Below are 22,979 nucleotides of genomic sequence, written 5' to 3'. Positions count from 1 at the left end.
ATGTCCGACCTGCTTGACGATCCCATTCCCGGCCAAAACACACCTGAATACAGTGTTTCCGACATTTCCGGCGAGGTAAAACGCACACTGGAAGGCACCTTTGGCCGAATCCGTGTGCGTGGTGAGGTCGGGCGCGTGTTCAAGGCGCGCTCAGGCCATCTTTACTATGATATCAAGGATGACCGGAACGTGCTGGCTTGCACCACGTGGAAGGGTCAGATCTCGGGACTGTCCGTGGTGCCCGAAGAAGGGCTTGAGGTCGTCGTAACCGGGCGTCTCACCGCGTTTGGCGCGCAATCGAAATACAACCTGAATGTCGATGAGGTCGCCGTCGCAGGCCAAGGCGCACTGATGGCGTTGCTGGAAAAGCGTAAGAAACAGCTAGAGGCCGAAGGGCTGTTCGCGCCTGAACGCAAGAAACCCCTGCCCTATCTACCGCAGATCATCGGCGTAGTGACATCACCATCTGGCGCGGTGATCCGCGATATCCTTCACCGCCTGCGCGACCGGTTCCCGCGCAAGGTGCTGATCTGGCCTGTCGCCGTGCAAGGATCGAACTGCGCGCCCGAGGTTGCCAACGCGATCAACGGTTTCAACCAACTCACCCCCGGAGGCGCCCTGCCGCGCCCAGACCTGATCATCGTCGCCCGCGGCGGCGGGTCGATCGAGGACCTGTGGGGTTTCAACGAAGAGGCCGTCGCACGGGCGGCTGCGACTTCAGACATCCCACTAATCTCAGCCGTGGGGCACGAAACGGATACGACACTGATCGACTATGTCTCGGACCGTCGCGCGCCGACGCCCACCGCCGCCGCCGAACTGGCCGTGCCCGTGCGGATGGAACTGTTGGCCTGGACCGGCGAACAGGGCGCGCGCCTGTCCCGCGCTGCGACCGACGCCGTGCAGCGCCGCAGCCAACGCCTGCGCGACCTGTCCCGGGCGTTACCGCGCCCCGACAGCCTGTTGAACACACCGCGTCAACGTCTTGATCTGATTGCCGATCGCCTGACCCCGGCTTTGGAACGTGGTGTTCAAGCGCGACGCATCAAAGTTGTGGAACTGTCGGCCCATCTGCGCGCCTCGACCCTGCGAAATCTGGTGTCCTCACGGCAGGAGGCGGTGCGCAACCTGTCATCCCGCCTATCCTTGCGCCCTATTCAGCGCGACATTGACGCTCAACGGCAATCCCTGACCCGCTTGACCGAGCGTCTGAACACCGCCCAGGCCACGCGTTTGGACCGGATGCGACAGACGTTAGAAGCCACGGACAGGCTTCGAGAAACACTCAGCTACAAGGCCACGTTGCAGCGGGGCTATGCCGTGGTGCGCGCCGAGGGCGAGGTGGTGACAACCCGGAAACAGGCGGCAAAACAAACCGCGCTTGAGATCGAATTCGCCGACGGCATATTAGCGACGGGCATGTCGTCCACAGCAAAGTCACCAGCTAAGAAAACGCAGAAAAAAGCGCCACCCGATCAGGGTTCACTGTTCTAGGTCTCGCTCAAACGCCAACCTCGGGGCCGAGGCAGACCATCTCCTCATCGATATCTTCGGCCTCGTACAACTCCGTCTGCTCGGGGTTGCCTTCAAACTGAGCAATCAAGCCGCTGCCGGATTCGACAAACACCCAGCATTGCGGGTCCAGCCGGTCTTCGTACAGAAAACAAATCTGGTCATTCTGCTCGTACCAGACGCCTTCCTTGCAATCTCCGTCCAGAAAGGACCAGATCACGCGTCGGTTGGGCAAATAACGTTCGACCCCGTAAACCTGCCCCTCAAAGCCGTAGAACAAGGTTTTACCCTGCGTATACGAGTCAAATTCAGCCCCCGAAAGCGCGGATTGCGCCCCCGCCATCTGCGCGGACATAGCCAGAAGAATCGCAACATGCCTGATCATGTCCGCATGATGTCAGATGCCAACCGGCAATGCCAATTACCAATCTGTCAGGTCAGGCTGCCTTAACGTCATGGGTTGAGTTGCGGACGCATTCCCGATGAAGCTGGACGAAAAAAGGGACACTTGAATGACAACTGCGCTGTTTCTGGTCGCTGCTGCCTGCGCGTTGGCCTATCTGCCCTTGGCGCCTCGCCCGGCCAGCAAACTTAGGTCGGTGCTGAAAACCGCCTCGGTCGCCTGCCTTGCCGTCATCGCCCTGCTGTCTGAGGCGCCACTCCTTTTGATCGCCGCACTGAGCCTCTGCGCCATCGGAGACGCGCTGTTGTCGCGCGAAACCGACGCAACGTTCATGGCAGGGATCGGTGCCTTTGCAGCCGGACACCTGGCCTATATCGCACTGTTTCTGTCGCATCCCAGCAGCGATACCAGCCTGATTTTAACTCACCCCGGCCTATTCTGGTCCCTGATCCTGCTGGGTATCGTCGCGGCAACTCTTCTGGCCCCACGTGCCGGGGATCTCAAACTACCAGTTCTGGGCTATATCCCGATCATTCTGGGCATGGGCGTCACCGTTTTGGCCCTGCCCGACACCGGCGCTTTGCGTTGGGCCCTGCCCGCAGCGATGGCCTTCATCGCCTCGGACCTGATCCTTGCGACCGAGAAATTCCTGCTGCCCGCCCATCACCCGGCCCTGCGGATGACGCCTTATCTGGTCTGGCCGCTATACTGGGGCGCACAGGCCGGTCTGTTGATCGCCTTTCTCTGACCCTTTGCAACTGCCGCAAATCCGCATTAGGTGAAAGGAACACCTGCGGAGACCAAAAATGGCGTTTTTCTCAAAGCTCAAGGACAAGCTGTTCAAATCCTCGTCCCGCCTCGAACAGGGGCTGGATGCAATCGTCGAAGATGGCGGAGAGGAAACGACTGCACCCGAGCCCAGCCCACTTGAGCCTGCACCGCAACCTGAACCCGCCTCCGCACCGCCCGAGCCTGAACCTACGCCACAACCGGTCGAAACCGCGCCACCTGAACCTGCCACACAACCCGCGCCCGAACCAACCCAGCCCAAAGGCGTCCTGAGCCGCCTGTTCAGCCGGTCCGAGTCCCAAACCGTTGTCCGTCGCACCCTGGACGACGACATGCTGGAACAGCTCGAAGAGCTGCTGATCGCCTCGGATATGGGCGTCGATACCGCCCTGCGCGTCACCTCGAACATGGCCGAGGGGCGCTTTGGTCGCAAACTATCAACGCTAGAAATCAAACAGCTTCTGGCGCAAGAAGTCGCCCGCGTGATGGAACCCGTAGCCAAACCCATGCCACTTTACCCCAAACGCCCGCAAGTGGTGCTGGTGGTGGGCGTCAACGGCTCGGGCAAAACCACCACCATCGGCAAGCTGGCTAGCCAGTTCAAAGCCGCGGGCAAAAAAGTCGTCATCGCGGCGGGTGACACCTTCCGCGCCGCTGCAGTGGAACAATTGCAAGTCTGGGGCGACCGCGCAGGCGTCCCCGTCCTGACCGCGCCCGAAGGCTCTGACCCGGCCAGCCTCGCCTTCGACGCGCTGACCAAAGCGCAGAACGAAGGTGCCGACCTTCTGATGATCGACACCGCTGGCCGATTGCAAAACCGCGCCGACCTGATGGAGGAACTGGCAAAAATTGTCCGCGTCATTCGCAAGGTCGACGACAGCGCCCCTCACAACACCCTGCTGGTACTGGACGCCACCACCGGCCAGAACGCCCTCAGCCAGGTCGAAACCTTCAGGAAATTGGCTGATGTATCCGGTCTGGTGATGACCAAGCTCGACGGCACCGCCAAAGGCGGGGTTCTGGTGGCGCTGGCGGATAAATTCGGTCTGCCCATCCACGCCATTGGCGTCGGAGAGCAAATCGACGACCTCGCCCCGTTCGACCCCGAAGAATTCGCCGCCGCCCTCACCGGCCTGCAAAGCTGATCCGCCGCTTCATCTGGCCAAAAATATCCTCGGGGGGCGTGGGGGGCAGACAGCCCCCCACTTCTCCGCCAAAACAAAGACCGAAATTTGAGCGACTGGCTGATCTCCCTTGAAGGCACCGAAGCGGGCCACAGGCTCGCCCTGGCGCTTGCGCTGTCAGCCGCTTTCCTGCACGCAGCCTTTGGCGCGCTGCAAAAAGGACGCCACGATCCCTGGATGTCGCGCGGGGTAATTGACGCCTGCTATTGCCTTATGGCGGCCCCGTTTGCCCTCTTCGTCGTGCCTTGGCCCGAACCCTTTATGTGGCCCATATTCGCAGTCGTCTGGCTGATCCACATCCTCTACAAAATCCTTCAGGCCCTGGCCTACACCAAAGGCTCATACACAGTGGTTTACCCGGTCGTGCGCGGTACCGGTCCGCTGTTCACCGTGATTGGCGCTTACCTGTTGTTTGACGAAACCTTCACCGGCACCCAATGGCTCGGTGTGGCTGTCCTGCTTTGCGGGATTTTCGGACTGGCCGCCTATAACTTCCGGTTTCTCGAAACCAACCGCGAAACGCTGGGCATCGCCTTGGCGCTGGCCATCGCGACCGGTTTGTTCGTCGCGCTATACACGACCTATGACGCCTATGGCATCCGCGCCACCGCCGACCCGTTCACCTTCCTCGCCTGGTTCTTCATGATCGACGGCGCCACGCTACCCTTCTATGCCTTCCTCAGATGGCGCGCGATGATCCACCGCCCCGCGCTTGGCCCTTTGATGCTGCGCGGGCTGGCTGGCGGTATCATTGCACCTCTGTCTTTCGGTTCGATCATGCTCGCCACCCGTCTGGATAAAGTCGGCGAAGCAGCTGTCCTTCGTGAAACCTCAACCGTCTTCGCAGCGCTTATTGGCTGGCTGGTTTTGAAAGAAACCGTTGGCCCCAGACGCATCGCACTGATGGCATTGATTGCACTCGGCGCCGTAATAGTTGAAATGGGCGGGTAAACAGCAGGAAACCGACATGACAGGCAAGAATGAGATCAACCCGTTTCTGAAACAGGTGCTGGAGCTTGGCCCGCCGCTGGCTTTCTTCTTCATCTATTTGCGCCTGCGCGACGACAGTTTCCAATTCGCAGGAACGGAATATTCCGGCTTTATCGTCGCAACGATCATCTTCGTCCCACTTATGCTGGGCGCAATGGGGATATTGTGGTTCCTGACCGGCAAACTCAGCCGGATGCAGATTTTCACCGCTTTCATGGTAATCTTCTTCGGCGGCCTGACCGCATGGTTCAATGACGAGCGGTTCTTCAAAATGAAAACCACCCTGGTCTATGGCTTTTTCGCCCTGATCCTCGGCATTGGTCTGCTGCAAAAGAAATCCTACCTCGCCTATGTTTTGGACGAGATGCTGCCCATGCGCCACGAAGGTTGGATGATTCTGACACGCCGGCTGTGTGCCTGTTTCGCAGTGCTGGCCGTCGCCAATGAATTTGTCTGGCGCACAATGTCGACCGATCTGTGGGTCAAAATCGAAACCTTTGGTTTTCCGATCGCATTAATGGTCTTTCTCATGCTTCAGTTCAGCATGTTGCAGACCTATATGGACGATCCTGACCAGCAATAGGCCGTGGATTCCGTAAAACTACATAAAATCCTTGGCTAATCGCCCGTGCTGTGGAAAGTTGTGGGACCACTCACACCTGCCAGCCGGAGCACCACATCCACATGACGGCCTTTCCCAATACCGGTTTTCTGGCCGAAGCATCCGACCGTCTGCGCGCGATGCTGTCGGCACAGGCGACCGAAATCTCGCTTGATGAAGGCGAGACATTGTTTGAACAGGGCGATGAGGGCGATGCGCTCTACGCCATTCTCGCCGGTACGCTCGAAGTGTCCTTTCTGGCGATGAGCGGTCGCAAACTGTCGCTGACCCTGATGAAACCCGGCGAAGTTTTTGGTGAGATAGCGCTGTTCGACAGCGGTCCGCGTACAGCGACCATTGCCGCCGCCGAGCCTTCTCGCGTATTGCGGGTGCGGCGCGCAGATGTGATGAACCAAATCCGACAACACCCGGATTTGGCAGTTGATATGATCCGTCTGGCCGGTCTCAGGATGCGTTGGATGGGATCTCAGCTGAACGAACAGGTGTTCCTGCCCATGCCGATCCGTCTGGCCCGCAAGCTGCTGCACCTGACCGACCTGCAAGAGGACCCCTCAAGCCGTCTGTCCCTCTCGCAAAGCGAGTTGGCCGAGTTTGTCGGCGCCACGCGCGAGGCCGTGTCGAAAACCATCTCGACCTGGAAGCGCGACAAGGTGGTCGAGGCATCGCGCGGCGGGTTGATGATCCACGACTTTGACGCGCTTCGGGAACTGGCGGATTCCGATCTTATCTGATCCGCTGTGACCTGCTTCACATACCTGTGTGATCGTTAAGACTATCTTCATAACTGTTACCGTAGGAGGTCAGAGAATCATCCCCGATATCTGTCCACTGACCTCTCCCTGTATCAGAGCCGCACGCCTTCCCCGGTGTGCGGCTCTTCTGTTTTCCAGCGTATGAAAGAAAAAAGGCCGGGGTGCAGACCCCGGCCTTTTTGCATTCTCAAGGGCAGGCTATTCGCCCAGGCTGAGTGCCACGAAACGCGGATCGCCACCACGCCGCACCAACAGCAGCAGCGACTTGCGGCCAGCCTCACGTGCTTCGTCCATGCGCGTCTCAAGATCCTGGATCGACGTGACCTTCTGCTGACCGGCTTCGGTAATCAGATCACCCGCCCGCAGGCCCTTGGCAAAAGCTTCCGAGGCTTCATCCACATTCGTTACAACAAGCCCCTCAGCGTCAGCGTCCAGTCCCAGATCGGTGCGCTGCGTCTCGGTCAACGGTGAGATCGTCAGACCCAGAATATCCGCGTCTTCCTCGACCGGAGCTTCTTCCGCCGATTCTTCTTCGCCTCCACCGGAACGCTCTGCATCTTCACGACGGCCCAATGTCACCAGAACAGTCTGCGTGCCGCCATCGCGGTGCACAACAACGCGAACGGATTTACCAACGGTCGTTTCACCGACCTGACGCACCAGACCGCGCGTGTCTTCGACTTCAACGCCATCAAAGCTGAGGATCACATCGCCCGCCAGCAGGCCAGCCTCTTTGGCTGGGCCGTCCGGCACATCGCTGATCAACGCACCGCCGGGTTTTTCCAGCCCCATGGCTTCGGCCATATCCTCGGTCACGTCCTGAATGCGTACCCCCAGCCAACCGCGGCGGGTCTCACCAAACTCGCGCAGTTGATCCACGACCTTGATCACCACATTCGACGCCATCGAAAAACCAATCCCGATTGAGCCACCATTGGGAGACAGAATCGCGGTGTTCACGCCAATGACCTCTCCATCCATATTGAACAGCGGCCCACCCGAGTTGCCCCGGTTGATCGCTGCGTCGGTCTGGATGTAATCGTCATAGGACCCGCTCAGCGCGCGATTGCGGGCCGAGACGATCCCGGCTGAAACCGAAAAGCCCTGACCCAGCGGGTTGCCCATCGCAATCACCCAATCGCCCACACGGGCCACATCGCTGTCGCCGAACTGCACATATTGCAGCGGCCCCGAGGCCTCGACCTTAAGCAATGCGATATCGGTTTTTTCGTCAGTACCGATGACCTTGGCGGGCAGCTCTTTCTTGGGCTGACCGTCACCGGGGAAGAATTCGACAAGGATTTCATCGGCTTCGGCAATCACGTGATTGTTCGTGACGATGAAACCATCCTCGGAAATCACAAAACCCGAACCCAGCGCGTTGCTGCGGCGCGGGCGGTTGTCGTCATCACCCTCTCGATCCTGAAACTCCCGAAAGAAATCTTCAAACGGAGAGCCCTCGGGCACAATGCCTTGCGGCCCGGATTGCCCTTCGATCAAGGTTGAAGTGGTGATGTTCACCACCGCCGGGCTGATCTTTTCGGCCAGAGGCGCAAGGCTTTCCCCGCGCGCCTGCGCGGCGACGGTTTGGGCTAGAACCAGAACCATCCCGGCAATGGCCAACCACATCAGCCGCATGAAACCAACAACCTCGTCCCGCCGGACGGAAATACTGCGCGCTTGTGCCTGCACCTGGGAACTCCTTGTCGTCACTACATATTGGATCGCCCGCAGGCGGCCCTTCTTGACAACCAATGTAGTCGGTTTGGCCAAGCCCGCAACTGAGGATCGCGGGGAAATCACCGGCAAGTGAAAAGGCTGTATTAAAACCCGACCTGATACGCGGCCCAAAGCAGCACCAGACCCGAGACCACGCACAGCAATCCGGCCAGCCGCCGCGCCTTTTCGGGCAGGCTGCGCAACGCTTCCAACATGCGTTCAATAAGCGAAGGGGCCAGCGCATAGGCCAGCCCCTCGACAATCAGTACCAGCCCGAAGGCCAGAAGGATCATACCCATTACTGGGCTGCCTGCCCTGTAGGCGACTTCAGGTAGTTGAAGAACTCGGAATCCGGGCTCAGCACCATCGAGCTGTTGCCACCACCCAGCGCTTTTTCATAGGCCGTCAGCGAGCGGTAGAATTCAAAGAACTCGGGGTCCGCGCCATAGGCTTCGGCGAAGATCGCGTTGCGTTCGGCGTCAGCCTCACCGCGGATGATCTCGGCCTCACGGTTGGCGTCGGATACCAGTTCAACCACGGTCCGGTCGGCCTGCGCACGCACACGCTGGGCGGCCTCGTTACCACGGGCACGTTCGTCGGTCGCCTCGCGTTCACGTTCGGCTTTCATCCGGTCGAAGGTCGCCTCAAGGTTGGCCTGCGGCAGATCGGTTGCCTTAAGGCGCACGTCGATCACGTTGACGCCCAGTGCCCGCGCTTCGGCAATCGCGCTGTTGCGGATGCGCAGCATCAACGCTGCACGGTCGGAGCTCAGGATGTCACGGGACGAGACCGACCCCAGCACTTCCCGCGTTTCAGCGCGGAGGATACGGTCCAGACGATCCTCTGCCACCGGAATGCCGCCGACACCGACCGCCTGACGGAACTGCTCCAGATCCGAAATCCGGTAGCGCGCGAACGCATCGACCACCAAACGGCGATCGTCCAGAGGCGTCACTTCAAGCGGTTGCACGTCGATCGACAAGATACGGTCGTCATAGCGCACAACTTCCTGAATCAGCGGAATTTTAAAGGCCAAACCGGGTTCTTCCTTGACGGAAACCACGCGTCCGAATTGCAGGACCAACGCCCGTTCACGTTCATCCACGATGAAAATAGAGGACAGGATGCCCACTACCAACAAGACAACTGCACCTAGAATAATTGGTGATTTACGCATCAGTTGCTCTCCTGCCCAGAATTGCGGCGCAGTTCATTTAGCGGCAGGTACGGCACAACGCCCTGCCCCGAACCGGTCGAGTTTTCGTCCAGAATGATCTTGTCCACGTCACCCAAAACCTGCTCCATCCGTTCCAGATAGAGGCGCTTCCGGGTTACGTCGGGTGCTTTGGAATACTCTTCCAGAACCGCACTAAAGCGGCTGGCCTCACCCATGGCGCTGTTGATCTGCTGGGCGCGATAGGCTTCAGCCTCCTCCAGCACCTGCGCGGCTTCACCGCGCGCTTCCGCCAACACGCGGTTGGCATAAGCGTCCGCCACATTTTGCAGACGGTCACGTTCCTGCGCCGCGGCCTGAACGTCGCGGAAGGCGGCGATCACGTCCTGCGGCGGGTCGGCCTTGTCGAAGTTCACACGGATGATGTTTACGCCGGAATCATAGCTGTCCATTGTCGATTGGATCAGCTCTTGCAGGCGTTCTGCGATCACACCACGATCCCTGTTTAGGATCGGTGCCAGCTCACTTTGTGCGATAATCTCACGCATGGCCGATTCAGACACCGCACGGATCGTTTGACGCGCATCGCGCAAATTGAACAGGAACTTGGCAGGGTCGCTGATGTTCCAGACGACCTGATAGTCGATATCGACCACGTTTTCGTCCCCGGTCAGCATCAATCCATCGTCGCTGCCGCGTGCTCCACCCATGTCTTCCGTCTGTTCCCGAGTGACCGGGATAACCTCGGCGGTGACAAACGGCCAAGGGGCAAAGTTCAGGCCGGGATTTCCAACCGATGAAAACTCGCCCAGAAACAGTTCAACCGACTGTTCTTCGGGTTTAACAGTGTAAAAGCTGGCCGCGCCCCACAGCACAGCACCAACGACGAGACCGATAAGCACGGTCCCCTTCGTGAACAGCGGACCACCGCCGCCGCCCTTGCCGTTGCCTCCACGACCCGAACCTCCGCGTCCACCCATCAGCACACGCAGCTGTTCCTGACCCTTTTTCACCAGATCGTCGATCTCGGGGATCTGCGGACCATCGCCTTCGGGCGGGCGTTGCCCGTTCCCGTTGTTACCCCGATTTCCTCCGCCGCCCGAGGAGCCTCCGCCCCCCCAGGGGCCACCGCTGTTGCCCGCCATATGTATCTTTTCCCTTGTGTTGGACCGTGTGATCACGGGTTCCCTTGTAACTTGTGTGCGCGTGGTTGCAAATCAAGCAGTGCGCACAGGTTGACGCATTGTCACCAGTTCTTCGGCCATGACCGGGTGAACGGCGACCGTGCGGTCAAAATCTTCCTTGGTTGCGCCCATCTTTACGGCAATACCCGCCAGCTGGATCATCTCACCCGCGCCCGGAGCGACGATGTGACAGCCCAGCACCTTGCGCGTCGCCTGAGACACGATCAGCTTCATCATCACCTTGTCGGTCCCACCCGCAAACGCCTTTTGCATCGGTTTGAACGAGGTTGCATAAATCTCGACCGGTTCCTGTGCTGCCGCTTCTTCTTCGCTCAGGCCAACGGTGCCCATTTCGGGCTGGGTGAAGATCGCGGTCGGGATCAGTTCGTGATCCACCGGGGTTGGGTTGCCCTTGAACACGGTTTCCACAAAGGCCATGCCCTCGCGGATCGCAACCGGGGTCAGGTTTACACGATCAGTCACATCCCCGATGGCATAGATCGAGGGCACGCCGGTCTGGCTGTATTCATCCACGATGATCTCACCTTTGCGGCCGCGTTCAACACCCACGGCCTCAAGCCCCAGATTGTCGGCATTGGGCGCGCGACCGGTGGCGTACATGACCACGTCGAACTGATCCTCGGTCCCGTCGGTGGCTTTGACGCGGATCTTGTCGCCATCCTTGGCCATTTCAACCACACTGGTACCCAGGCGCACGTCGATCCCGTTTGCGCGCATTTCGTTGCAGATCAAATCGCGGGCCTCTTGGTCAAAGCCGCGAAGGATTTGTTCACCGCGATAGAATTGCGTGGTCTTGACGCCCAGCCCATTCATGATCCCTGCAAATTCGCTGGCGATATAGCCGCCGCCCACGATCAGGATGTTTTCGGGCAGTTTCGGCAGGTGGAAAATCTCGTTTGAAGTGATGGCGAGGTCTGATCCCGGAAACTCAGGCACAACCGGGCGACCGCCGGTGGCGATCAGGATATGCTTGGCGGTCTTGCGGGTGCCATCGGCCAGTTCAACCGTATGCGCATCCACCACGGTGGCCCGCTGGTCAAAGCTTTCCACGCCGTTGTTCTTCAGGATGTTGCGATAGATGCCTTCCAGCCGATCCAGTTCTGTTACCAGCTTGCCGTGGAACGTATTCCAGTCGAACGCGCCGGGCTGGATATCCCAACCGTAAGCCTGCGCGTCACCCACCATGCCCGAGAACTCACTGGCGAACACCATCAGTTTTTTGGGCACACAGCCCCGGATAACGCAGGTTCCGCCATAGCGATCTTCCTCGGCCAGCGCCACCTTGGCCCCGTTTTCACCCGCCGCGACACGCGCGGCGCGAACCCCGCCCGAGCCACCGCCGATGACGAAAAGATCATAGTCAAAGCTCATCCCGAGTTCCTTTTTGTCAGGCCAAATTTCGTTGCTTATCTGGGGTCGATTGCAAAACTGCCAACCCTTGATGGGTCGGATTTTGTGAAGAAATCATTCGGATCAGTCCGCAATGTCCAAAAACAGGTTCTCATCGCTGTCGGAGGGTTGCTCTGTTTCGGTCGTGCCCTCATTGATATCCCTGATCTCGACCCGGCCATCGCCATGGCCAATCACCACCTTGTCGCAGATGTCGATGAACAACCCGTTTTCGACCACGCCGGGCACCTGATTCAGCACCAGAGCCAGCTGCCGGGCGTTTCCGATACGGTGCAGATGTAGGTCAAGCACATGGTTGCCTTCATCCGTGACAAAGGGCACGTCCCCATCCATCCGCAAAGCGGTCGAAGTACCCAGAACATCCATCGTATCCAGAACCTCTTCGACCAGAGTGCGCGTGGTCTGCCAGCCAAAAGGAATGACCTCAAGCGGCAGGGGGAAAGCGCCAAGGGTCTCAACCTCTTTCCCGGCATCGGCGATGACCACCATCTGATCGCTGGCCGTCGCGACGATCTTTTCCTGCAAATGCGCGCCGCCGCCGCCCTTGATCAGGTTCATCTCCTGATCGAACTCATCCGCGCCGTCGATGGTCATATCCAACCATCCGGCCTGATCCAAAGACACGACCTCGATCCCGACCTCACGCGCCAGTTGCGCAGTCCGGGTCGAGGTGGGAACGCCCTTGATCTTCAGGCCTTCCTCCTGCACCCGTTCGCCCAGACGGCGCACCATCCAGGCGGCGGTGGACCCGGTCCCCAGCCCCACGCGCATACCGTCCTGCACCAGATCGGCGGCCCGGCGCGCGGCCACGTATTTTGCCCGGTCGATCGGTGACATTTCTGCGGTCATGGCGGCATCCCCCTGTCTTACTGAGGCAACGTATACGGAATGCCCGCGCCAACTGCGAGAGCGAATTGCAGAACCGCGCAGGCCAACACGTCGCGAAACTACGCGTTTCCGATTGGAAACGTCGCAATCAGGGCTTTGGGAAAATGATGTAAGGTATAGATAGGTTTCATGACTGCGCCCTATCGCCTGCACTATGCCCCCGACAACGCCTCGCTGGTGATCCGACTGGCACTGTCCGAGATGGGCCTGCCGTTCGAGACCGTGCTGGTGGATCGCACCCGCAACGCGCAGGACAGCGCAGATTATCGCGCGCTGAACCCCAACGGGCTGATTCCTGTTCTGGAAACGCCCCAGGGCCCGATTTTCGAAACAGCCGCTATTCTGCTGTGGCTGTCGGACACCCATGGGCAACTGGCCCCCGCCGCCACCGATCCCGAGCGGGCCGCGTTTCTGAAATGGCTGTTCTTTGCTTCGAACACGTTGCACGCCGATCTGCGCATTTTGTTCTATGCCGAGAAATATATCGACGCGGCACAGGCCGACACCCTGCGCACTGGCATCCGCCCGCGCCTGCGGCATCACCTGAAATTGCTGGATGCGCAGGCCCAAAGCACTCCGAACTGGCTGCAACCTGACAGCCCGTCGGTTTTGACCTACTATCTGGCTTGTCAGATGCGCTGGATGGCGCTCTATCCTGCCAAGGCGGATCGCAGTTGGTATCAACTGGCTGATACTCCTCACTTGCAACGCATCGTGATGCAGTTGGAAGCCCGTCCCGCAACCCGCGCCGCCATCGCGGCCGAGGGGTTGGGCGCCACGCCATTCACCGCCCCGACTTACGCTAACCCTCCAGAAGGCTCTGCTACCTGATATGTTCCTGTCTGTCTTCGATATGTTCAAAGTGGGCATCGGCCCGTCCTCGTCGCACACTATGGGGCCGATGGTGGCCGCCGCGCGGTTTTTGGACCAGATGCGCGCCTCTCCGTTCGAATTTTCGGGGCTGCGCGGGTCTTTGCACGGATCGCTGGCGTTCACCGGTGTCGGCCATGCCACCGACCGCGCCACCATTTTGGGCCTCGCCGGTTTTGTGCCCGACACCTATGACAATGAAAAGGCCGAGGCCGCGCTGGCCGCGATCAACGAAACGCATAGCGTCACGCCCGAGGGGCTGCCGACGCTGGAGTTCAATCCGAAGACTGATCTGGTCTTTGACTATGAACACAATCTTCCCGGCCACGCCAACGGCATGATCCTGATGGCCACAGATGCACAGGGCGATGTGATTCTGCGGCAGGTCTATTACTCGATCGGCGGTGGCTTTGTTCTGACCGAAGAGGAACTGGCCGAGGGCAAGGCGACCGACGAAGGCGACCCGGTGCCCTTCCCCTTCAAATCCGCAGTCGAGATGCTTGACATGGCCAAAGCCAGTGGCAAAAGCATCGCCGAAATGAAGCGCGCCAACGAGATCGCGCGCGGGTGCGCGGACAGTTTCGCCAAGGGCACCGCGCGCCTTTGGCAAGTGATGAACGAATGTATCGAGCGTGGTCTGAACACCGATGGCATCCTGCCTGGTGGCCTGCACGTGCGCCGTCGCGCAAAGGGCATCCATGACGCGCTGCAAGCCGAGCGGGGCATGAACCTGAACGCCCCGCACACGATCAACGACTGGATGAGCGTTTACGCCATGGCCGTGAACGAAGAAAACGCCGCTGGGGGTCAGGTCGTCACCGCCCCAACCAATGGCGCGGCGGGCGTGCTGCCTGCGGTGCTGCGTTATTACCTGGACCACGTGCCGGGTGCCTCTGAAAGCCGCATTGAGGATTTCCTGCTGACTGCCGCCGCTATTGGCGGGTTGGTCAAGTTCAACGCCTCAATCTCGGGGGCCGAGGCCGGATGTCAGGCCGAGGTCGGCAGCGCTTCAGCCATGGCCGCCGCAGGTTTGTGCGCGGTGATGGGCGGTACGCCGGAACAGGTAGAAAACGCCGCTGAAATCGCGTTGGAGCATCACCTTGGCATGACCTGCGACCCGGTCGCCGGGCTGGTTCAGGTCCCCTGCATCGAACGCAATGGATTGGGGGCGATCAAGGCGGTTTCAGCCGCGTCTCTGGCGCTTCGCGGGGACGGGCATCATTTTGTCCCGCTTGACGCGGTGATCGAGACCATGCGCCAGACCGGGCACGACATGCACGAGAAGTACAAGGAAACCTCGCTGGGCGGTTTGGCCGTGAACGTCCCAAACTGCTGAGACTGTCGCTTTCATCGGCGGCGCAAACCCCGTAGCGTGCCGCCCATGACTCAGGATCGTCCTGTTCTTGGCATCATGTTGATGCTTGGCTTTTGCGTCCTCGCCCCGGCGGGCGATGCGATGGCCAAGCTGTTGGGCGAGACGACCCCAGTAGCCATGCTGGTCTTTGTGCGCTTCGCCGTGCAGGCGCTGGTGCTTGTGCCGCTGGTCGCCATGACAGGGCGGCTCTGGCGGATGTCCCGTCGCGTGTTTCGGCTGACCTTGCTACGTACAGTTCTGCACATCATCGGGATCAGCGCGATGTTCACCTCGCTGCAATATCTGCCGCTGGCAGACGCGGTGGCCATCGCGTTTGTCATGCCCTTCATCATGCTGCTACTCGGCAAATACGTTCTGGGGGAAGAGGTCGGCCTGCGCCGCCTGATCGCCTGTATCGTCGGGTTTATCGGTACGCTGTTGGTGATTCAGCCCAGCTTTGTGCAAGTCGGCGCCGCGGCTTTGTTGCCGCTGGTGGTTGCCGTGGTCTTTTCGCTGTTCATGCTGGTCACACGGCACATTGCGAAGGAGACGGACCCAATCGCCCTGCAAGCGGTCTCGGGCACCATGGCCGCAGGCCTTATGTTGCCGTTTCTTCTGATCGGAACCGCCGCAGGTGTATGGGAACTGTCGCTGATCGCACCCGCCTATGGCACCTATGTGCTTCTCTGGGCCATCGGTCTGTTGGGCACCGTGGCGCATCTGTTCATGACGTGGTCCCTGCGCTATGCGCCTTCGGCCACACTGGCCCCGATGCAATATCTGGAAATCCCCGTCGCCACATTGATTGGCTGGCTGATCTTCCACGACCTGCCCGACGGAATCGCAGCCATCGGGATCGCCATCACCATCGCCGCCGGACTTTTCGTCATTCTGCGAGAGCGGGCCAGCGCCCGGTCTGCCCCGACAGAAACGCCTGCATGACCTGATCCAACGCATCCCGAGGCACCATCACAAGCAGCCCCGGCCCTTCCATTTCCAGCGTCACCTCTGATACTACGCGGTTCGAGGTCCCGACCTGCCCATCCGGGGCCAGTTCCAACCCGTCAATCGGCCATTCCAGCCCCTGACTGCGCCCGGTTATGCGCCGCAAAGGAAACAATGACACGGTCTCCCCCACCGCCAAAGGCAATGTGATCCGGGGTGGTGCGTGAAACACCACTTCCTGCGCGCCCAATAAGATACAGGGGCGATCCTGATGCCGAACCAGAGCGTTAAGCACCGCCAGCTGATGATCCAGACGCGCACCCAGAAACCCGACACCCAGCGCCAGCGGCGTCGCCACATTGCGCAGAACCTTGTCGAAATCCGTGCTGTCCTGTTCACGAAAAGGAAACAACCGATCCGTAGGAATCTGGGCCTTGTGGTCTGTTGAAAGCGAATCAAAATCGCCAATCACCGCGTCAGGAATGACCCCCGCATCCAGCAATGGCGCAGCCCCTCCATCAGCTGCAACGCAGGTTTCGGCGCGAATCAGCGCCAGTTCGATGTCCTTTGGGTTGATTTCTCCGCCGCCGACTAGCGTTATTGGCCCATCACAGCGTACAATTCCCGTATTTTTTCTAAGATTGATCATTTTTCCCGGATTTGGACACATTGAAACCACAAAATGATAGGCTGATTGGCATAGTTCAGGGCCAATGGGTATGCCCATCGCCGGGCGGGTTGGCTCTCGTAGTTTGTAAAGGACGTGCGTCTGATGGTACAGAATAACAAGGTTTTGACCGTTTCATACGGAACCTTCTCATGCACTTTGGAAGGCTTTGACGATTCCTTCGAGACAATGAAGGCAATCGCAGAATATTTCCGCGACCTTGCCGCCGAGGATCGTTACTTCGGGTCAGAACCCCCGCAACCGGATGCCGAGATGCTGGCCCGCATCGCTCAGCGCGATGTCGCGCGCCGGGTGGAAGCCAGCCAGAATGACTCGGGCCTGCTGCTGCGTGCCACTGAACAACCCGCACCCGCCCCGATTGCCACCGCACCCACGCCCACCGCCGACCCTGAGCCTGTACCGTCTCAACCCGATCCGGTGGCTACCGAAGCGGACGAGGTCGAAGACGCGCCCACTCCCGCCGCCGACAGCATCGCCGCCAAACTGCAACGCATCCGCGCGGTCGTTTCCCATTCGGAAGAAAACACCGTCATCTATTCCGAGGATGAAGAAACGACCTTGATGAAGGCGGCGGCCGGACCGTCGGACGCTGTGGCCGCAGCATTCGAAGCTGGTTCGCTAAGCGCCGAGGATTTGGGCGAAGCGTCCGATACCGAACCGCAGGAATCCCCGGAAGAGGCCGTGGCCGCGATCGAAGAAGCCTTGGCCGAAGATGAGATTGTCGAAGATGCGCCTGAAGAAACTGAGCAGGTCTTCGACGATACCCTGAGCACCGAATTCGGTGAACCTGCAGAAGAAGTCCAAGCAGCCCCAACCGAAGTCTCTGATGGTGAGCCGGAAGAAGAAATTCAGCTTGCCGCGATGGTTGAAGAGGCCGAGGAAGCAGCGCAAGAAGACCTGACACCCGAAGCCGATGCCATGGAAGAAAACGATCCCGTCAACCCGCTGCAGGAGGACGAGGAAGCCATGGATATGCCGGAGGACGACACCACCCAAGAGGAAGGGGTGTTGACTGCCGACGATGAAGAAGACCTGCTGAGCGAGATTTCGAATGTCGAGGCTTTTCTTGCCCGACGCGCGGCGGACTCTGCCTCGGATACCGGAAGCCTGGACCAGGACGTTTCGCGTCTTATGGACAAAGCCGATGTCCAGATGGAGGACCCGGCAACCACAGATCAGCGCGAGACATACTCGCACCTGCGCGCTGCAGTGGCCGCGACCGAAGCCGAGCGCAAGGACAAGCCAAAAGCCGAAGAAACATCTGATGACAGCATCTATCGTGATCTGACCGCATCGGTCAGCCCACGCCGGCCGGACATTCAGGTCACCGGCACGCGCCCGCAATCAGATAAGATGGCCCCGCTGAAACTGGTCGCCGAGCAGCGTATCGACGCGGATGCCCCTGAGGCAGCCCCCGTCACGCCGCGCCGCGTGTCTTCATCTGAGGATGCTCAGGCGGGCGAAGAAGGCGGCTTTGCCCTTTTCGCACAAGAACAGGGCGCCCAGTCCTTGCCCGACCTTCTGGAAGCCGCCGCATCCTATCTGTCCTTTATCGAAGGTCAGGAGCAGTTCTCGCGTCCGCAATTGATGAACAAAATCCGGTCGCTCCAACAGGCGGATTTCAACCGCGAGGAAAGCCTGCGCTCATTCGGTCAGTTGCTGCGCGACGGCAAAATCGAAAAAGCCGGTGGTGGCCGGTTTGCAGCCTCAACTGATATCGGCTTCCGCCCCGACGACGACGAACGCGCCGCGGGCTGATCGCCAAAAAAACTAAAACCAGAAGGGCCAGAGAAATTCCTCTGGCCCTTTTTTTTGAGCACTAAACTGAAAGTACCTAGCGTCCTGCTATGCTGCACCGCAGAATTATGCTAGGTTTGAACCACTACGCCAGGCACTTTTCCCTCGGTTCAAACAGAGGTCGCGCCATGTATGAACTTCCGATTCGCCGTCTGAGGCCCTATGACAGGCCCAAAATCGAAAGCCACTTCAAATCATTGGATAATGACGCACTGACATCGCGTTTCGGCGCGCCCGTCAGCACAGAATTCGTTGAAGCTTATCTTTCCGGTATCTTTGATGATGCGGCGTTGATTTTTGGGGCTTTCCCGGATTCACGACTGCGCGGCGTAGGGGAACTTCGGGCTGTTCCGGACAGCCTGAACTACGTAGCAGAGGTCGCGCTAACTGTTGAAACTGGCTGGCAAGACAGGGGCATTGGAGACGGGTTGCTATCCCGTCTCCTTACCGCTGCACGCAATCGCGGGATCAACGAAGTCCACATGCTGTGCCTTGCCACCAACCAAAAGATGCGTCGTCTGGCAGCCAAGCACAAAGCAGAATTGAAACTAATCACAGGCCAGATCGAAGCAACACTGGCGACGCCATGGCCTTCACCCCTTAGCCTGGCTGAAGAAATCTCCGGAGAATACCATGCATTCGCCCGTGCAATTCTCAGTTGGCCTCGAAGGTGAGGTCGGTATTGACGGTCAATCTTGTGTGTTACCCGGGTCTTCCTTGCCAACACCCTTAAACACAAATTTGAACGGCAAAGCCCAGAGCACGCCCAGAACCACATAGACCAGAAGTTCTAACCAAATCGGCGGTCGATCAAGCCAGTTCACGACCGTCACAACCGCCACGATATAGGCTGGCAGTCCCACCAGCAGCAGAACCAGAGACCATCTACGCCGCGCCTTATAGCTAAGGCCCGGCTTTTCCTCGCTGCTCATCAGTCAGCAAACGGGTCGGTCACCAGAATGGTGTCGTCCCGCTCCGGGCTGGTGGACAAAAGGGCCACAGGGCATTCGATCAGTTCCTCGACCCGGCGCACATACTTGATTGCATTGGCAGGCAAGTCCGCCCAGCTACGCGCGCCTTCAGTGGATTCGCTCCAACCCGGCATGTCTTCGTAAATGGGCTTGCAACGCGCCTGCTGATCCGCAGCGGTGGGCAGGTAGTCCAGACGTTCACCGTCCAGATCGTACCCAACACAGATCTTCAAGGTCTCGAACCCGTCCAGAACGTCCAGTTTCGTCAGCGAGATGCCGTTCACACCACTGGTTGCACAGGTCTGACGCACCAGACAGGCATCAAACCAGCCACAGCGGCGCTTGCGCCCCGTGGTGGTACCGAATTCATGGCCCCGCTCGCCCAAGCGCTGACCGTCGGCATCATCCAGTTCGGTCGGGAACGGACCTTCGCCAACACGGGTCGTGTATGCTTTGACAATGCCCAGCACAAAATCGATCGATCCCGGCCCGATACCCACACCCGTTGCCGCCTGACCGGCAATCACGTTGGACGAGGTCACAAACGGATAGGTGCCGAAATCGATATCCAGCAAAGCCCCCTGTGCCCCTTCGAACAAAATGCGCTTACCGGCCTTGCGCTTTTCGTTCAGCACTTTCCAGACCGGTGCGGCGAAGGGCAGGATCTCCGCCGCGACGTTTTTCAACTGCGCAATCAGCGCGTCGCGGTCAACCGGCTCGATCCCCAAGCCCTTACGCAGCGGATCATGATGCTGCAACGCCCGGTCGACGCGCGCCTCGAGCGTTGCCTCATCGGCCAAGTCAGCAACACGAACGGATCGGCGCCCCACCTTGTCCTCATAAGCCGGGCCGATCCCACGACCAGTGGTCCCAATCTTGGTGCCCTTGCTTGCGGCTTCCTCGCGTGCCCGATCCAACTCGCCGTGAATTGGCAGGATCAAAGGTGTATTCTCGGCGATCATCAGTGTTTCAGGAGAGATATCGACACCCTGCGCGCGAATGGTCCCAATCTCCTTGAGCAGATGCCAAGGGTCCAACACAACACCATTGCCGATCACGCTCAGCTTGCCTCCTCGGACTACGCCGGACGGCAAAGCGTGCAGTTTGTAGACCTCGCCATCGATAACCAGTGTATGACCGGCATTGTGCCCACCCTGAAAGCGCGCGATCACGTCCGCCCGCTCACTGAGCCAGTCGACGATCTTGCCTTTTCCTTCGTCACCCCACTGGGCGCCGACAACAACCACATTGGCCATAACAGGTCCTTTTGCGCTGAGTAATCAAACTCGGCTCGTATAGCGATGTGTCAGCAACAGGGAAACCGATAATTCGCCGCAGCTTCGAACCGCGCTGCGCGCGGTGCCTCCAGCGGGGATATTTATAGCCAGATGAAGAGCGGATCCCCTGCTTCATCTGGCCCAAAATATCCCGGGGGAGTCGCCCGGAACGGGCGGCGGGGGCAGAGCCCCCTACCCGGTTGCCAATTTGACTGGCTGTCCGTGCGGCGTAGTCAGATAGGCATTTTCCCAAGCTGCCAACACTTCGCTGATATCTTGCGCATCGGCCTCTCCGGCGTCTTCCAACAGGGTTTCAAGCGCGTCCAGCCACGCTCGAAAATAGTCGTCTCCGCCATCCAACTCTTTCGAAAGCCCCCGCCGCTTGAGTGTCGCGGAAAATCGGGTGGCCCAATCTGGCCATTCGAATCGGCCTGCTTCATTCAATGCGACAGTCACCGCGAAGACCTGTGCGTGCCAGGGCTCGGCGAAAACGGGTTCGGGCGCTGTGTGTGCGACGCAGTCGGTCATGCGGGCTCCAGATAGCTTTGCCAGAGATCCAGTACGACCTCGTCCTTTGGGTTTTCCGGGTTTGCCCAAAGTTCTGATGCCGCGAAGGCCACCGCGTAGAGGGGTTCGGGCGCTTCCCCTAATCCATGCGCGTTGGAATCAGGTAGAACATGTGTCCCATGGAGGCGCAATATCCGGCCTTGCGCACCGGCCGCGTAAATTGGCAGCCGAGTATGCCCACCGTCGATCAGGCGGTTGGCGGATGGGTGCGCCGTGCGAACGGCCTGTCCCGGCTGGAAACGCATAGCAACCTTGGACGGGCGGTCCGCAGGGCCGCCCTTGGCCAGAGCAGCGCTGACGTTCTCTGCTTTCAGGGCTCGCGACGCCAACGGATGGGGGGTGTCACCGTTCCCGCCTTTTAGGTCCTCCAACGTCAGGACACCCCGTTCAATCAAGAGGTCGGCCAAGCCCGAAATCCATTTCTCGTAGTAGGAAAACCGTGTGTAGTCCTTTGGTGACAGACGTTCGCGCGCATGGCGCGAGATGTCGATATTCCATTGCCCCAGGAAGCCAGCAGCCAAAGTTACGGCCAGAGCACGCCCATGCCATTCCTGCGGGAAAACTGGAGCATCTTCCGCCTCGGGGATAACTGAGCCATCCCCGAACCGCCCGCCCATATCGTGAACGCGGGTCATGAGGGCACCTTGGGAAGACCGGTGCCGATCATGCTGTCGCGGGTAACAAGGGCGGTCAGTTCGTCCTCGGGCAGACTTTCTGTGCCTTCGGGACGCATCGGCAGAACCAGATACCGAATCTCAGCCGTTGAGTCCCAGACGCGAATGGCGGTGTCTTTGGGCAGAGACACGCCGAAATCAGCCAGAACCTTGCGCGGTTCACGCACGGCGCGGGCGCGGTAAGCATCGGATTTGTACCAGCCCGGCGGAATACCCAGCAGCGGCCACGGATAGCAACTGCACAGGGTACATACGACCATATTGTGCAGCTCGGGCGTGTTTTCCACGACCACGATGTGTTCGCCCTGCCGCCCGTAAAACCCCAGATCGGCGACGACGGGCGTTGCATCCTCCAGCAAGGCGCGCTTGAACTCGGGGTCCGCCCAAGCCTTGGCGACAACGCGCGCCCCGTTCTGAGGGCCGATCTTGTTCTGATAGGTGTCGATGATTTCGTCCAAAGCCGCCGGGTCGATCAGACCCTTACGGGTCAGAATCGTCTCCAGCGCCTTGACTCGAAGCGCAGGTTCCGGCGGCAACAGCGCGTGCGGGTGGTCGTGATCGTCATGTGGCATGGCCGCAGGTTGCGTCACGATCCGCCAGTCTGTCCAGTCCCTTTGACGTGATATCACACATCACCAGAGGTGATGGAAACTCGTGTCTTGCCCCCGGACCCAAACTTGCATAAGTACCACGCGATACACGCCACGCTGTACAGGACCACCATGGAAAACGTCGTTCTCATCATCCATCTTCTTTTGGCCTTGGGCCTGATCGCCGTCGTCCTGATGCAGCGGTCCGAAGGCGGTGGCCTTGGCATGGGTGGCGGCGGCGGTGGCGGTGCCATGACCGGACGCGCCGCTGCAACAGCGCTGAGCAAGGTGACATGGATTCTGGCGGCGTGCTTTATCGTCACCTCGATCACGCTGACGATCATTGCGGCGCAGAAATCCTCGGGCAGCTCGGTCATTGACCGTTTGGGCGTCCCTGCTCCGGCTTCGACCGAAGAAAGCGTACCGGCGGTTCCGTCGGCGGACGATCTGCTGCCGCCAGCGCAGGGCGACAACGCGCCGCTGATCCCGCAAGCGGATTAAGCCACAAAACTTAGAAATCTGACAGAGAACTGCAACAGCATCTTGCGGTTCTCTTGCGCTATGGGCGCGAATCCTTTATGTGTGAAGTCCCGTGATG

General features: G+C 59.6%; 25 protein-coding genes. 12 read left to right on the top strand and 13 right to left on the bottom strand.

Features of this window, described 5'->3' with window-relative positions:
• Nucleotides 1-1,494, top strand: coding sequence for an exodeoxyribonuclease VII large subunit (gene xseA / locus GOV80_RS09930; RefSeq protein WP_170784360.1), 1,494 nt, complete (start codon nt 1-3; stop codon nt 1,492-1,494).
• Between the two features lie 7 nt (nt 1,495-1,501).
• Here the strand turns inward: xseA and GOV80_RS09925 are convergent, their stop codons facing one another.
• Nucleotides 1,502-1,897 carry a hypothetical protein gene (locus tag GOV80_RS09925; protein WP_237215748.1) on the bottom strand — a complete coding sequence of 132 codons (396 nt, stop codon included), beginning with the start codon at nt 1,895-1,897 and terminating at the stop codon, nt 1,502-1,504.
• A 127-nt stretch (nt 1,898-2,024) separates the two neighbouring features.
• Between GOV80_RS09925 and GOV80_RS09920 the strand changes: the two genes are divergently transcribed.
• From GOV80_RS09920 to GOV80_RS09900, 5 genes are all read left to right on the top strand, one after another.
• Nucleotides 2,025-2,663, top strand: coding sequence for a lysoplasmalogenase family protein (locus tag GOV80_RS09920; protein ID WP_170769387.1), 639 nt, complete (start codon nt 2,025-2,027; stop codon nt 2,661-2,663).
• 58 nt (nt 2,664-2,721) lie between these two features.
• Nucleotides 2,722-3,849, top strand: coding sequence for a signal recognition particle-docking protein FtsY (gene ftsY, locus GOV80_RS09915; protein ID WP_170784359.1), 1,128 nt, complete (start codon nt 2,722-2,724; stop codon nt 3,847-3,849).
• A gap of 87 nt (nt 3,850-3,936) precedes the next feature.
• Nucleotides 3,937-4,839 carry an EamA family transporter gene (locus GOV80_RS09910; protein WP_170769385.1) on the top strand — a complete coding sequence of 301 codons (903 nt, stop codon included), beginning with the start codon at nt 3,937-3,939 and terminating at the stop codon, nt 4,837-4,839.
• A gap of 16 nt (nt 4,840-4,855) precedes the next feature.
• A complete protein-coding gene (locus GOV80_RS09905; RefSeq protein ID WP_170769384.1) occupies nt 4,856-5,461 on the top strand; it encodes an inner membrane-spanning protein YciB in 606 nt (201 codons plus the stop codon).
• 101 nt (nt 5,462-5,562) lie between these two features.
• Nucleotides 5,563-6,231: a Crp/Fnr family transcriptional regulator gene (locus GOV80_RS09900; protein ID WP_170784358.1), complete on the top strand. Its 669-nt coding sequence runs from the start codon at nt 5,563-5,565 to the stop codon at nt 6,229-6,231.
• Between the two features lie 219 nt (nt 6,232-6,450).
• Here the strand turns inward: GOV80_RS09900 and GOV80_RS09895 are convergent, their stop codons facing one another.
• The 6 genes from GOV80_RS09895 to rpiA form a co-directional block, all read right to left on the bottom strand.
• Nucleotides 6,451-7,890, bottom strand: coding sequence for a Do family serine endopeptidase (locus tag GOV80_RS09895; RefSeq protein ID WP_214648000.1), 1,440 nt, complete (start codon nt 7,888-7,890; stop codon nt 6,451-6,453).
• 185 nt (nt 7,891-8,075) lie between these two features.
• Nucleotides 8,076-8,270 carry a DUF2065 domain-containing protein gene (locus tag GOV80_RS09890; protein ID WP_170784355.1) on the bottom strand — a complete coding sequence of 65 codons (195 nt, stop codon included), beginning with the start codon at nt 8,268-8,270 and terminating at the stop codon, nt 8,076-8,078.
• Nucleotides 8,270-9,148: a protease modulator HflC gene (gene hflC, locus GOV80_RS09885; protein ID WP_170784354.1), complete on the bottom strand. Its 879-nt coding sequence runs from the start codon at nt 9,146-9,148 to the stop codon at nt 8,270-8,272. Before hflC ends, GOV80_RS09890 begins: the two co-directional genes overlap by 1 nt.
• Nucleotides 9,148-10,290: an FtsH protease activity modulator HflK gene (gene hflK / locus GOV80_RS09880; protein ID WP_170769380.1), complete on the bottom strand. Its 1,143-nt coding sequence runs from the start codon at nt 10,288-10,290 to the stop codon at nt 9,148-9,150. The genes hflC and hflK overlap by 1 nt, the downstream gene beginning before the upstream one ends.
• A gap of 72 nt (nt 10,291-10,362) precedes the next feature.
• Nucleotides 10,363-11,721 (bottom strand): glutathione-disulfide reductase, encoded by a 1,359-nt coding sequence (gene gor / locus GOV80_RS09875; protein ID WP_170784353.1) that lies wholly within the window; start codon nt 11,719-11,721, stop codon nt 10,363-10,365.
• A gap of 102 nt (nt 11,722-11,823) precedes the next feature.
• Nucleotides 11,824-12,609, bottom strand: a complete 786-nt coding sequence (gene rpiA / locus GOV80_RS09870) for a ribose-5-phosphate isomerase RpiA (protein WP_170784352.1) — start codon at nt 12,607-12,609, stop codon at nt 11,824-11,826.
• 168 nt (nt 12,610-12,777) lie between these two features.
• Here rpiA and GOV80_RS09865 point away from each other — a divergent pair, with 168 nt between their 5' ends.
• From GOV80_RS09865 to GOV80_RS09855, 3 genes are read left to right on the top strand one after another with little or no spacing between them, the layout of a single operon-like run.
• Complete coding sequence (locus GOV80_RS09865) at nt 12,778-13,479, top strand: glutathione S-transferase family protein (protein ID WP_170784351.1); 702 nt, start codon at nt 12,778-12,780, stop codon at nt 13,477-13,479.
• A gap of 1 nt (nt 13,480) precedes the next feature.
• Entirely contained in the window at nt 13,481-14,854 is a 1,374-nt protein-coding gene (locus tag GOV80_RS09860; protein ID WP_170784350.1) for an L-serine ammonia-lyase, read from the top strand.
• 45 nt (nt 14,855-14,899) lie between these two features.
• On the top strand, nt 14,900-15,814 hold the full coding sequence (locus GOV80_RS09855) for a DMT family transporter (RefSeq protein ID WP_170769375.1): 915 nt from the start codon (nt 14,900-14,902) through the stop codon (nt 15,812-15,814).
• Here the strand turns inward: GOV80_RS09855 and GOV80_RS09850 are convergent.
• The gene (locus GOV80_RS09850) at nt 15,759-16,466 is read right to left on the bottom strand and encodes a thiamine diphosphokinase (RefSeq protein WP_170784349.1); all 708 of its coding nucleotides are present in this window, start codon (nt 16,464-16,466) and stop codon (nt 15,759-15,761) included. The two genes, GOV80_RS09855 and GOV80_RS09850, sit on opposite strands and share 56 nt — an antisense overlap.
• A 123-nt stretch (nt 16,467-16,589) precedes the next feature.
• Between GOV80_RS09850 and GOV80_RS09845 the strand changes: the two genes are divergently transcribed.
• Nucleotides 16,590-18,263, top strand: coding sequence for a hypothetical protein (locus tag GOV80_RS09845; protein WP_170784348.1), 1,674 nt, complete (start codon nt 16,590-16,592; stop codon nt 18,261-18,263).
• Between the two features lie 167 nt (nt 18,264-18,430).
• On the top strand, nt 18,431-18,976 hold the full coding sequence (locus GOV80_RS09840) for a GNAT family N-acetyltransferase (protein ID WP_170784347.1): 546 nt from the start codon (nt 18,431-18,433) through the stop codon (nt 18,974-18,976).
• 15 nt (nt 18,977-18,991) lie between these two features.
• Here the strand turns inward: GOV80_RS09840 and GOV80_RS09835 are convergent, their stop codons facing one another.
• The 5 genes from GOV80_RS09835 to nthA form a co-directional block, all read right to left on the bottom strand.
• Nucleotides 18,992-19,234 carry a DUF2842 domain-containing protein gene (locus GOV80_RS09835; protein WP_170784346.1) on the bottom strand — a complete coding sequence of 81 codons (243 nt, stop codon included), beginning with the start codon at nt 19,232-19,234 and terminating at the stop codon, nt 18,992-18,994.
• Nucleotides 19,234-20,529, bottom strand: a complete 1,296-nt coding sequence (locus GOV80_RS09830) for an adenylosuccinate synthase (protein ID WP_170784345.1) — start codon at nt 20,527-20,529, stop codon at nt 19,234-19,236. The genes GOV80_RS09835 and GOV80_RS09830 overlap by 1 nt, the downstream gene beginning before the upstream one ends.
• Before the next feature lie 213 nt (nt 20,530-20,742).
• Nucleotides 20,743-21,078: a nitrile hydratase accessory protein gene (locus tag GOV80_RS09825; RefSeq protein ID WP_237215747.1), complete on the bottom strand. Its 336-nt coding sequence runs from the start codon at nt 21,076-21,078 to the stop codon at nt 20,743-20,745.
• Complete coding sequence (gene nthB / locus GOV80_RS09820; protein ID WP_170784344.1) at nt 21,075-21,752, bottom strand: nitrile hydratase subunit beta; 678 nt, start codon at nt 21,750-21,752, stop codon at nt 21,075-21,077. Before nthB ends, GOV80_RS09825 begins: the two co-directional genes overlap by 4 nt.
• Nucleotides 21,749-22,363 carry a nitrile hydratase subunit alpha gene (gene nthA / locus GOV80_RS09815; RefSeq protein ID WP_170784685.1) on the bottom strand — a complete coding sequence of 205 codons (615 nt, stop codon included), beginning with the start codon at nt 22,361-22,363 and terminating at the stop codon, nt 21,749-21,751. The genes nthB and nthA overlap by 4 nt, the downstream gene beginning before the upstream one ends.
• Nucleotides 22,364-22,513: 150 nt before the next feature.
• Between nthA and secG the strand changes: the two genes are divergently transcribed.
• Complete coding sequence (gene secG / locus GOV80_RS09810) at nt 22,514-22,882, top strand: preprotein translocase subunit SecG (RefSeq protein ID WP_170784343.1); 369 nt, start codon at nt 22,514-22,516, stop codon at nt 22,880-22,882.
• The last annotated feature ends 97 nt before the right edge of the window (nt 22,883-22,979 follow it).

It is taken from the genome of Ruegeria lacuscaerulensis (assembly GCF_013034685.1).
In the GTDB taxonomy this organism is placed as follows: domain Bacteria; phylum Pseudomonadota; class Alphaproteobacteria; order Rhodobacterales; family Rhodobacteraceae; genus Ruegeria; species Ruegeria lacuscaerulensis_B.
This window is presented reverse-complemented; position numbering and strand designations above follow the sequence as displayed.

What these genes read in the sequence shown, in the direction of transcription:
- xseA (WP_170784360.1), top strand. Translation starts at nt 1, where the DNA reads ATGTCCGACCTGCTTGACGATCCCATTCCCGGCCAAAACACACCTGAA.
- GOV80_RS09925 (WP_237215748.1), bottom strand. Translation starts at nt 1,897, where the DNA reads ATGATCAGGCATGTTGCGATTCTTCTGGCTATGTCCGCGCAGATGGCG.
- GOV80_RS09920 (WP_170769387.1), top strand. Translation starts at nt 2,025, where the DNA reads ATGACAACTGCGCTGTTTCTGGTCGCTGCTGCCTGCGCGTTGGCCTAT.
- ftsY (WP_170784359.1), top strand. Translation starts at nt 2,722, where the DNA reads ATGGCGTTTTTCTCAAAGCTCAAGGACAAGCTGTTCAAATCCTCGTCC.
- GOV80_RS09905 (WP_170769384.1), top strand. Translation starts at nt 4,856, where the DNA reads ATGACAGGCAAGAATGAGATCAACCCGTTTCTGAAACAGGTGCTGGAG.
- GOV80_RS09900 (WP_170784358.1), top strand. Translation starts at nt 5,563, where the DNA reads ATGACGGCCTTTCCCAATACCGGTTTTCTGGCCGAAGCATCCGACCGT.
- GOV80_RS09895 (WP_214648000.1), bottom strand. Translation starts at nt 7,890, where the DNA reads ATGCGGCTGATGTGGTTGGCCATTGCCGGGATGGTTCTGGTTCTAGCC.
- GOV80_RS09890 (WP_170784355.1), bottom strand. Translation starts at nt 8,270, where the DNA reads ATGGGTATGATCCTTCTGGCCTTCGGGCTGGTACTGATTGTCGAGGGG.
- hflC (WP_170784354.1), bottom strand. Translation starts at nt 9,148, where the DNA reads ATGCGTAAATCACCAATTATTCTAGGTGCAGTTGTCTTGTTGGTAGTG.
- hflK (WP_170769380.1), bottom strand. Translation starts at nt 10,290, where the DNA reads ATGGCGGGCAACAGCGGTGGCCCCTGGGGGGGCGGAGGCTCCTCGGGC.
- gor (WP_170784353.1), bottom strand. Translation starts at nt 11,721, where the DNA reads ATGAGCTTTGACTATGATCTTTTCGTCATCGGCGGTGGCTCGGGCGGG.
- rpiA (WP_170784352.1), bottom strand. Translation starts at nt 12,609, where the DNA reads ATGACCGCAGAAATGTCACCGATCGACCGGGCAAAATACGTGGCCGCG.
- GOV80_RS09865 (WP_170784351.1), top strand. Translation starts at nt 12,778, where the DNA reads ATGACTGCGCCCTATCGCCTGCACTATGCCCCCGACAACGCCTCGCTG.
- GOV80_RS09860 (WP_170784350.1), top strand. Translation starts at nt 13,481, where the DNA reads ATGTTCCTGTCTGTCTTCGATATGTTCAAAGTGGGCATCGGCCCGTCC.
- GOV80_RS09855 (WP_170769375.1), top strand. Translation starts at nt 14,900, where the DNA reads ATGACTCAGGATCGTCCTGTTCTTGGCATCATGTTGATGCTTGGCTTT.
- GOV80_RS09850 (WP_170784349.1), bottom strand. Translation starts at nt 16,466, where the DNA reads ATGATCAATCTTAGAAAAAATACGGGAATTGTACGCTGTGATGGGCCA.
- GOV80_RS09845 (WP_170784348.1), top strand. Translation starts at nt 16,590, where the DNA reads ATGGTACAGAATAACAAGGTTTTGACCGTTTCATACGGAACCTTCTCA.
- GOV80_RS09840 (WP_170784347.1), top strand. Translation starts at nt 18,431, where the DNA reads ATGTATGAACTTCCGATTCGCCGTCTGAGGCCCTATGACAGGCCCAAA.
- GOV80_RS09835 (WP_170784346.1), bottom strand. Translation starts at nt 19,234, where the DNA reads ATGAGCAGCGAGGAAAAGCCGGGCCTTAGCTATAAGGCGCGGCGTAGA.
- GOV80_RS09830 (WP_170784345.1), bottom strand. Translation starts at nt 20,529, where the DNA reads ATGGCCAATGTGGTTGTTGTCGGCGCCCAGTGGGGTGACGAAGGAAAA.
- GOV80_RS09825 (WP_237215747.1), bottom strand. Translation starts at nt 21,078, where the DNA reads ATGACCGACTGCGTCGCACACACAGCGCCCGAACCCGTTTTCGCCGAG.
- nthB (WP_170784344.1), bottom strand. Translation starts at nt 21,752, where the DNA reads ATGACCCGCGTTCACGATATGGGCGGGCGGTTCGGGGATGGCTCAGTT.
- nthA (WP_170784685.1), bottom strand. Translation starts at nt 22,363, where the DNA reads ATGCCACATGACGATCACGACCACCCGCACGCGCTGTTGCCGCCGGAA.
- secG (WP_170784343.1), top strand. Translation starts at nt 22,514, where the DNA reads ATGGAAAACGTCGTTCTCATCATCCATCTTCTTTTGGCCTTGGGCCTG.